This window comes from Streptomyces kronopolitis, from assembly GCF_014646275.1.
Lineage (GTDB): Bacteria > Actinomycetota > Actinomycetes > Streptomycetales > Streptomycetaceae > Streptomyces > Streptomyces kronopolitis.
On record NZ_BMND01000042.1, the window covers coordinates 42,341 to 48,638 of the forward strand.

The 6,298-nt window shown below is 72.0% G+C and carries 4 protein-coding genes; 2 read left to right on the top strand and 2 right to left on the bottom strand.

Annotation, left to right across the window (positions count from 1 at the left end; genetic code table 11):
* Positions 1 to 300: 300 nt before the first annotated feature.
* Positions 301 to 2,331: an acetoacetate--CoA ligase gene (locus IEY78_RS29745; protein WP_189103540.1), complete on the top strand. Its 2,031-nt coding sequence runs from the start codon at positions 301 to 303 to the stop codon at positions 2,329 to 2,331.
* A 169-nt stretch (positions 2,332 to 2,500) separates the two neighbouring features.
* Entirely contained in the window at positions 2,501 to 3,433 is a 933-nt protein-coding gene (locus IEY78_RS29750; RefSeq protein ID WP_189103530.1) for a DUF8829 domain-containing protein, read from the top strand.
* 93 nt (positions 3,434 to 3,526) lie between these two features.
* Here the strand turns inward: IEY78_RS29750 and ptsP are convergent, their stop codons facing one another.
* A complete protein-coding gene (gene ptsP, locus IEY78_RS29755) occupies positions 3,527 to 5,197 on the bottom strand; it encodes a phosphoenolpyruvate--protein phosphotransferase (RefSeq protein ID WP_189103532.1) in 1,671 nt (556 codons plus the stop codon).
* Between the two features lie 79 nt (positions 5,198 to 5,276).
* Positions 5,277 to 5,726, bottom strand: coding sequence for a PTS sugar transporter subunit IIA (locus IEY78_RS29760; RefSeq protein WP_189103534.1), 450 nt, complete (start codon positions 5,724 to 5,726; stop codon positions 5,277 to 5,279).
* Positions 5,727 to 6,298 lie beyond the last annotated feature (572 nt).

A 6,298-nucleotide genomic window follows, 5' to 3' on the forward strand; every position in this document is an offset into this window, starting at 1 on the left:
CCTGCCATTGACGGCGGGGTGCGCGCGCACCGTTCAACTGCCGTTCACCTGCACCGGGTCACGCTCGGCCACCTTCAGGCCCGTGGCTCGCCCCGCCCTGGCCGGATCCCGACGCGCGCCCCGGCACCTACCGGCCGGACCACCTCCGCCACCCGGCGAATGTGAGCAGTCCACCCTGGTGCCGGAGTCGATCACATGGCATCGTCCAGGCACACCGTGTCGTGCGCACACGGCGGAGTGGGGGAGACCCACCGCCGTGCGCGCCCGACGCACACGACGCGTATCGTCCGGGAGCCGATGATGACCACCGCACCGCAGTCCGCCCCACAGCCGGAGCCCCTCTGGCAGCCCGGCCCGGACCGCATCGCCGGCGCACAGGTCACCCGCTTCCACAGCTGGGCGGCCGCCCACCACGGAGCCCCGGCCCCCACCCCCGGCGACCCCGCGACGAGCTACGCCGACCTGCACCGCTGGTCCGTCGACGACCTCCCCGCCTTCTGGCAGGCCACCGCCGAGTGGTTCGACGTCCGCTTCGCCACGCCGTACGAGACGGTGCTCGCCGACCCCGCGATGCCCGGCGCCCGCTGGTTCCCCGGCGCCACCCTCAACTACGCCGAGCACGCCCTGCGCGCCGCCACGGACCCCGCCCGCGCCGACGCCCCCGCCCTGCTCCATGTCGACGAGACCCATGAGCCCGCGCCCGTGACCTGGCGGGAGCTGCGGGCCCAGGTCGGCTCGCTGGCCGCCGAACTCCGCCGGCTCGGCGTCCGCCCCGGCGACCGCGTCAGCGCCTACGTCCCCAACATCCCGCAGGCCGTCGTCGCGCTGCTGGCCAGCGCCGCGGTCGGCGCGGTGTGGACGTCCTGCGCCCCCGACTTCGGCGCCCGCAGCGTGCTGGACCGCTTCCAGCAGATCGAACCGGTCGTCCTGTTCACCGTCGACGGCTACCGCTACGGCGGCAAGGAGCACGACCGCCGGGACACCGTCGCCGAACTCCGCGCCGAACTGCCCACCCTCCGGGCCGTCGTCCACATCCCGCTGCTCGGCACCCCCGCCCCCGAAGGCGCCCTGAACTGGTCGGACCTGACCTCGCAGGACACCGAACCGGTCTTCGAACAGGTCCCGTTCGACCATCCCCTGTGGGTCCTGTACTCCTCCGGCACCACCGGCCTGCCCAAGGCCATCGTCCAGTCCCAGGGCGGCATCCTGCTCGAACACCTCAAGCAGACCGGACTGCACTGCGACCTCGGCCCCGACGACCGGTTCTTCTGGTACACCTCCACCGGCTGGATGATGTGGAACTTCCTCGTCGCCGGCCTCCTGGTGGGTTCCACGATCGTGCTCTACGACGGCAGCCCCGGCCACCCCGACGTCTCCGCCCAGTGGCGGGTCGCCGAAGCCACCCGCGCCACCGTCTTCGGCACCTCCGCCGCCTACGTCATGGCCTGCCGCAAGGCTGGCATCCACCCGGCCCGCGACCTCGACCTCTCCGCGATCACCTGCGTCGCCACCACCGGCTCCCCGCTCCCGCCGGACGGTTTCCGCTGGCTGCACGACTCCTTCGCGGAGAGCGGCGCCGACCTCTGGACGGCCTCGGTCAGCGGCGGCACCGACGTCTGCAGCTGCTTCGCCGGCGCCGTCCCCACCCTCCCCGTCCACATCGGCGAACTCCAGGCCGCCTGCCTGGGCACCGACCTCCAGGCCTGGGACCCCCAGGGCGAGCCGGTCACCGGCGAGGTCGGCGAACTCGTCGTCACCAAGCCCATGCCGTCGATGCCCACCCGCTTCTGGAACGACCCCGACGGCACCCGCTACCACGACAGCTACTTCGACATGTACCCCGGCGTCTGGCGGCACGGCGACTGGATCACCGTCACCTCCCGCGGCAGCGTCGTCATCCACGGCCGCTCCGACTCCACCCTCAACCGCCAGGGTGTCCGGATGGGCTCCGCCGACATCTACGAGGCCGTCGAACGGCTCCCCGAGATCCGCGAATCCCTCGTCATCGGCCTGGAACTCCCCGACGGCGGCTACTGGATGCCGCTGTTCGTGCACCTCGCCCCCGGCGTCACCCTCGACGACGGCCTCCGCGACCGCATCAAGCGCACCATCCGCACCGAGCTCTCCCCGCGGCACGTCCCGGACGACATCATCGAGGCCCCCGGCGTCCCGCACACCCTCACCGGCAAGCGCATCGAGGTCCCCGTCAAGCGCCTCCTCCAGGGCACCCCGCTCGACAAGGCCGTCAACCCCGGCTCTGTCGACAACCTCGAACTGCTCCACTTCTACGAGCGGGTGGCCCGCGACCGCGCCGCCGACAACGCCTCGTAGGCCGCTCACAGGCGACGCTCAGGCAGGCGGGCACGCAGGACCGCCCGGCGCCGGACGCCCGGAACCCCGGTGCGCTCCGGCGCCGCAGGCCCGTTGTCAGACCCCCCGATTACTCTCAGTGACGAGTGGGATGCGACCGACGCACCCACCCGCACACCCAGGGGGAGTCATGACCTTCACATCCCGGCCCACCGACCGGTCCGCCGCCCGCCGCGGCCTGCGCCGCGAAGTCCCCAGCACCGCCGCCATCCTGGCCGACGAGCAGGACTTCACGGCCATGCGCCGCTACCGCACCTTCCCGTTCGACGACCACGACAGCTACCTCCGCCAGATGGAGACCCTGCTGCGGGGGCTCACCGCCCAGGGCGTGGTCACCACCGTCGGCCTCTTCGACCCGGTCGCCTACGAGAAATACTGCGCCCGGCTCACCCTGGACCCGGACCGCCCCGACAGCCGCAGCCGCTACACGGCCGAAGCCGCCCGCACCGGCACCACCCTGCTCTACGAGGGCGGGCCGCTGACCCGGCTGCTCCCCCTCCTCCTCGAAGACGCCGACCGCCGGGCGCACGCGGACCGCGCCTCCGCCCTGCTGGCCCGCGCCGGCACCTGCCAGGAGTGCGGCGACGACCTCGCCCGCACCGCCTTCACCCGCGCCACCCACGCCGTCCGGCAGCTCCTGACCGCCCTCGGCGAAGGCACCCACCACCTCGTCTGCTCCCTCGCCGCCGGCGAGCCGCCCCTCCTGGCGGTGCTCCACTCCACCGCCGCCGACGGCGCCGGCCTCCAACTCGCCGAACACGAGACCCTCGTCTTCTGCACGGTCCTGGCGGCCGGCTTCGCCCTGCGCACCCCCGGCGGCATCGTCTCCCGCACCACCACTGGCCCCGACAGCACCGAAGGCACGGACCGCGCCACGTCCCGGGACACGGTCCGCGGCTGGTCCCTGCGGGAATCCTGGCTCCGCCCGCTGAGCGCGGCCGAGGTCTTCACCGCCTACTGCACCGACGCCGACACCGGCGAACCCATCCCACCCGAGCACGGCGTCGACTACGCCTCCGGCCTCCCCCTGACCCCGCCCCCGGAGCCCCACGACCACCGCTGAAGCCGGACCACTACACCCGCACACGCCGACGGCCGCCCCGCCACAAAGGGCGGGACGGCCGTCAAGGCTCCTGCGGCACACCGCCGCCCGGGATCACTCCCCGGAGAGCACCGCCTGCGCGGCAGCCCGCGCGTCCTCGGCGGTGTCCGCGGCACGCGCCGCGGCAGCCGCGCGCTCGCATTGCGCCAGCGTGTGCTTCGACAGCGTCGCCCGCACATACGGAATCGACGCCGCACCCATCGACAGGCTGGTGACCCCGAGCCCCGTCAGCACGCACGCCAACAGCGGATCGGAGGCCGCCTCACCACAGACACCACAGCTCTTGCCCTCGGCCTTCGCCGCCTCGGCCGACAGCGCCACGAGGTCCAGCAGCGCCGGCTGCCAGGGGTCCTGCAGCCGCGAGACGGCACCCACCTGGCGGTCCGCCGCGAAGGTGTACTGCGCCAGGTCGTTGGTACCCAGCGAAAGGAACTCCACCTCCTGCAGAATCGACCGCGCCCGCAGAGCCGCCGACGGAATCTCCACCATCGCGCCGAACTTCGCCCGCAGCCCGGCCTCCCGGCAGGCGTCCGCGAACGCCTTGGCGTCGGTCCGGTCCGCCACCATCGGCGCCATGACCTCGAGGTAGACCGGCAGCCCCTCGGCCGCCGTCGCCAGCGCCGCAAGCTGGGTGCGCAGCACCTCGGGGTGATCGAGCAGCGTCCGCAGCCCCCGCACCCCCAGCGCGGGGTTCGGCTCGTCGGCCGGCGTCAGGAACTCCAGCGGCTTGTCGGCACCGGCGTCGAGTACCCGCACCACCACCCGCCCCTCGGGGAACGCCTCCAGCACCGTGCGATAGGCCTGGACCTGCTTCTCCGCGGACGGCGCCTGCTTGCTGTCGTCCAGGAACAGGAACTCGGTCCGGAAGAGACCGACCCCCTCCGCCCCGGCCTCGACCGCCGCGGGGACGTCACCGGGACCGCCGACATTCGCCAGCAGCGGCACCTTGTGCCCGTCGGAGGTGGCACCGGGCCCGGACGAGGCGGCCAGCGCCGCCTTCCGCTCCGCGGCCGCCCGCTCCATCTCCGCCCGCTTCTCGGCACTCGGCTCGACGAAGATCTCCCCGGTGCTGCCGTCGACGGCGATGACCGTGCCCTCGACCAGCTCACCGGCGCCCGGCAGCGCGACGACCGCCGGCACTCCCAGCGCCCGCGCGAGAATCGCACTGTGGCTGGTCGGCCCGCCCTCCTCGGTCACGAAGCCGAGCACGAGCGTCGGGTCCAGCAGCGCGGTGTCGGCCGGCGCCAGATCCCGCGCGATCAGCACATAGGGCTCGTCGCTGTCCGGCACACCCGGCATCGGCACACCCAGCAGCCGCGCGACGATGCGGTTGCGCACGTCGTCCAGGTCGGCCACCCGGCCCGCGAGGTACTCACCGGCACCGGCCAGCAGCGCCCGGTAGGCCGCGAACGCGTCGTACACGGCGCGCTCGGCGGTGCTCCCGACCGCGATCCGCCGCTCGACATCGGCCATCAGCTCGGGGTCCTGGGCCATCAGTGCCTGTGCCTCCAGCACGGCCTGCGCCTCACCCCCCGCCAGGTTCCCCCGCGCTATCAGGTCCGCGGCAACAGCTTCCACGGCCTGGCGGGCACGCCCCTGTTCGCGCTCCGCCTCGTCCGCCGGAATCTGCTTGGCCGGCGGCTCGAGGACCGCCGTCCCCATATGCCGCACCTCGCCGATCGCCACACCGTGGCTCACGCCGACGCCTCGCAGCGTTGTCTCCATTGCACCCGCTCCGGTTTTGATGCGGCGGGCCCGGCCGCCGCGGTGGATGTCGTACCTGCCGTACGGGACGGCGCCCGGCCTACTGCCAGGAGAAGAGCTGGTCGCCGGCCTTGACGTCGCCGTCCTCGCGGACCTCACCGAGCGAGTCGGCGGTGGCCTCCAGCGCGACGACCGGGCACACCGGCGACTTGCCGGCCTGCTCGACGGCGGCGGGGTTCCAGCGCACGACCTCCTGACCGCGGGTCACGGTGTCGCCCTTGTTCACGAGCAGCTCGAAGCCCTCGCCATTGAGCTGAACGGTGTCGATCCCGAGGTGGGTGAGTACGCCGTGCCCCTCGGCATCGACGACGACGAACGCGTGCGGGTGCAGCGAGACGAGAACGCCGTCCACGGGCGAAACCGCCGCGGACGGTTCACGAACGGGGTCGATGGCGGTACCGGGACCCACCATCGCTCCGGAGAAGACCGGGTCGGGCACGGCCGCGAGTCCGATGGCGCGTCCGGCAAGAGGGGACGTCACGGTGGTCATGGGAAGCCTCCCAGGGGTGGAGATTCATCAGGCCGCCGTCACTACCTGTACTGGACGGCGCACCGTTCAGAAGCGTAAGTCATAAGAACTGACGGTTCCGCACGAGAGACGCCGAGTGCCGACCGCGCGCCCCGCCGAATCGATTTGCCTCGCCCCCGGCCGAGCTGTACTGTCTGAGATCTGCCCCGGACGGCCACGACGCAATGAACCGCGTCAGGCTGAGGCGGGCGGCACTCCCAGCGTCTTGATCGCGACTCAAGAATTGCGCGCTTCTGCATGCCTGCAGAAAAGCAGCGGTTCGAAAGCCGGAAAAGGCCTGATAGAGTGTGAAACACCGAAGGGAAGCGCCCGGAGGAAACCCGAGAGGGAATCCAAAGGAAGCGTCCGTTCCTTGAGAACTCAACAGCGTGCCAAAAGTCAACGCCAGATATGTTGATACCCCGTCCACATCGGTGGATGAGGTTCCTTTGAAAGTCCATCGGCACCCATGTGGTGCGGATGGCACACACAGCGAGGACGCTGTGAACGACCGGACCTATTCCGTCTGGTTGTTCCGCTCTCGTGTGTGTTTC